Origin of the sequence: Vibrio mytili (genome assembly GCF_000830505.1) — a bacterium.
In the GTDB taxonomy this organism is placed as follows: domain Bacteria; phylum Pseudomonadota; class Gammaproteobacteria; order Enterobacterales; family Vibrionaceae; genus Vibrio; species Vibrio mytili.
Genome location: NZ_JXOK01000028.1, coordinates 1 through 3,288, shown reverse-complemented (window position 1 = coordinate 3,288; position 3,288 = coordinate 1). Strand labels below are relative to the sequence as shown.

Annotated in this window: 3 protein-coding genes; all 3 read right to left on the bottom strand. The window is 41.3% G+C overall.

All coding sequences use genetic code 11. The features are described 5' to 3' along the window. Positions 1-1,644 (bottom strand): ATP-binding protein (locus SU60_RS09000; protein WP_041155236.1); only part of this gene is annotated, 1,644 nt, incomplete at its 3' end. Beyond that, positions 1,634-2,815 (bottom strand): FIST signal transduction protein, encoded by a 1,182-nt coding sequence (locus SU60_RS08995; protein ID WP_041155235.1) that lies wholly within the window; start codon positions 2,813-2,815, stop codon positions 1,634-1,636. The genes SU60_RS08995 and SU60_RS09000, both read right to left, overlap by 11 nt. A gap of 114 nt (positions 2,816-2,929) precedes the next feature. Beyond that, positions 2,930-3,286, bottom strand: a complete 357-nt coding sequence (locus tag SU60_RS08990; RefSeq protein WP_041155234.1) for a hypothetical protein — start codon at positions 3,284-3,286, stop codon at positions 2,930-2,932. Positions 3,287-3,288: the final 2 nt, after the last annotated feature.

The window sequence follows — 3,288 nt, the reverse complement described above, 5'->3', positions numbered from 1 at the left end:
TAAACATTTATCGCGGTCACTTTCTAAAGCATGTGCGGTCAACGCTATGATTGGTGTATCGAGTCCTTTTTCGCGAATCAGGCGTGTTGCGGTAATCCCATCCATGATCGGCATGGATACGTCCATCAAAATCATATCGATGTTGACCGCGTTCTTTTCTAAGAACTTTACTGCTTCGGCGCCATTGCTGGCCATTTGAACTTTATGTCCTAGTTTGTTTAAGAGTAATTTAATGACAAGCTGATTAGATTGCGTGTCTTCTACGATCAGTAAGTTTAACGCTTTACTTGGATGGTTTGCTTCAATCTTGACTGGAAAGTTTTGTGTGCTTCGGGTTAACACTGGAATTTTTACAACGAACTTCGTTCCTAAGTTTTCTTGGCTTTCAACCTGGACAGTACCTCGCATCATCTCTACTAAGTGCTTGGTAATGGCTAGCCCTAAACCGGTACCGCCAAATCGTCTCGTTATCGAACGATCAATTTGATGGAACGCTGTAAACACGTACTCTAATTTATCTTTGGATATTCCGATCCCTGTGTCTATTACAGTAATGGAAAGCTCGTTATTTCTCTCACGGACTTGCACACTGACTTTTCCCTTATCGGTGAACTTTATTGCGTTACCGATGAGGTTAAATAAGATTTGAGAAAGTCGCGTTGAGTCAATCCAATACTGTTGGTGTTCAGATACATTGCAATCCAGTTTAAATTCGAGCATTTTCCTAGTAGCTGATTGTTTCTGCTGAGAAAAAACAAAAGTGACAACGTCATGTAAATTCACCCATTGCTCACTAAGTAAAAAGCTCCCCGACTCTATTTTTGATAAATCCAATATGTCGCTCATGATGGTAAGTAAGAGTTCTGCTGAAAACTCCATTTGATTCAAGGCGTCACATTGTTCTTCTGATAATGTGGATTGGCGTAAGATGTCCAACATGCCAAGTACCGAGTTTAATGGGGTTCGAATTTCGTGACTCATCATGGCAAGAAACTCGGACTTCGCTTGGTTAGCCAATTCCGCTTCTTCGCGAGCTTTGGCAAGTTGTGCCGTTCTTACCTCTACGATACGCTGTAACTTTTCCTTGGTTTCAATATCAATGACCGCTCGTTCTATAAGAGGCCGAAAGCGTCGAAGTGTTTCTCTATTTTCGATACTGAAATGACCTTTTCGAGCGCCAACCAACAGAATAATATTTTGTGTTACTTCTGTACGTATCCCCGTTAGAATTACCGAATTAAAGTGACTTTTAACAAAGACATTCAACTTAGAAAGCTCATCTAAGCGTGTCGGTTCAAACAGCAATATACATTCCCCATTGAGCGCTCGCTCCATGGCGTTACCGTGTAACCAATTTACTTGATCAAACACGCTATTTGTTGATATTAGCGTTTTGAAGGGATATCGTTCATCATCACGGCTTATCACAATAAAGTCTTGAAAGTTAATGTGTTTTTTTAGTGCGTCATTTAAGCCAGTAAATATCTCATTGCGGTTTTTGGCTTCACTCATTGCAGAGATCGCGTCTAGTATTGCCTTGTTCTCGTCCGCGAGAAGGCGCTCTCTCTCTTTGGTCTGTTTCAGATCAACCAGCGCTTCTTGCAAAGCCTCTTGTTGATACGTATCTAAATATCTATCTTTCATAAGGTTTGTGGAATATTGCCGATGAAATCATTAGGTTTCCATGCCCATTCTCACCACCAACAAACCTTCCCTGCTCTCCAAATGTAAACGGACAGATAAATGGTAGGTTGTTTAACTCATGATTAATTTGGTGGCACACGCTTTCCATATCTTGCTTTAGGTGCAACATTGGTCCCGCACAAAAAATATTTATTACCCCTATTTTACGAGATTCTCCGAGCTTTTGGTTGAAGGCTGCATTGACGACTTTAGAGGCTCTGGCAATAAGGTTCTCTCGGCTTCCTTTCATAAGCGTAAGCGACTCACCTTCGTCAATGTTAGTAAAGAGCTCTATTCCACCATTTGCGGTCTCTCTAATGGGATGTGATAACTTGTAATATGGACGATCGTATATGTAACCAGCTACACGACCTAAAGGAAAAGCACTAGAGCTTATGAACAAAAGGTCATTTTTATTGGAGCGACTTTCTTCGTGGTTTGTCCAGCGACGATACACATCTAACGCGGGTTGACCGTCGATTTCTAACAAAATTCGCTTGTCAGTTTTGGTTGCAACACCTGTTATATTGGTTGGCGTATGACCTGCACTAAAGGCGACATCAATAGGTTGTGATGAGTAGAAGAGTGTCAGACTGATTCCTTTCTTTTGGTAACCTTGAGATGTAATGATTGACCATTTACCCTCAACGTTATTGTCTGCAGAAGAGCCTCCGATGATGGGAACTAAGGTTCCGAACCGATCGTCAATCGATTGTATAATCGACTCTTCATCTCCTGGTGTTGCATGTAAAAGAATGAGATTGGGCACTTCCCCAACACGTTTGGCACTTTCTAACGCCATATCAAGAGCGACTGTCACTCCTTTAGACTCAGTACATGGTGAAATGCCAGTTCCGTATGCGTGTGGCCCCAAATCGTATACCGCTAACACCGCAATGACTGGCCCTGAATGGAACCCTTCATCCGTCATTATCGCCTGGCACGAACTTGAACCTTGAAATGGAATACCGGGAAAAAAGTTTAACAGTGCTTCACGAACTTGCTTGAAGTCGTACTCCTCTGTGTAATAGCAAATGAGATAAGAAAGGTTCTCTTTGACAAGTTGAGATCCAAACTTTTCAACGGCTAAGTACTCATCAGTGATGTGCGTATAAAGTGATCGACAGTGCATAGGTTCCAACGATTCTCAGTAACTTCCTTGTTTATACCATTCCCTCCATTTACGAACGGTGGGAAAAGTACGTATTTCCTAATTTAGTTGCGATTATCGCGCGTCAGATCTGATTTATAAATGAATTAAGACAATGTTTCCGTCTATTTTTAGCCTAATTACCTTATTTTCTGATATGGAATTCCAGTCAATGATTTCGTCTGAAACACTTATGCTCGAGAATGCATTATCTTGATTCAGATCAATTTTTATTGTGTTGCTTTTCGTCGTTTCGAATGAAATGCCTTGTGAGTTACGTGTAATCGTAATTTTTTCTTCACCAATATTGACTACGCAGCTTCGTTTTTCTGAACAGTCAAGGCGCTCTATATCCTCATGTGTCAAGGTGCGCCAGAAAAACGCGATAGTTAAAATACTGAGAGTGATTAAGATTTGCGCAAGCCTCGCCTTTGTTAACTTTTGTGCAGGCACCC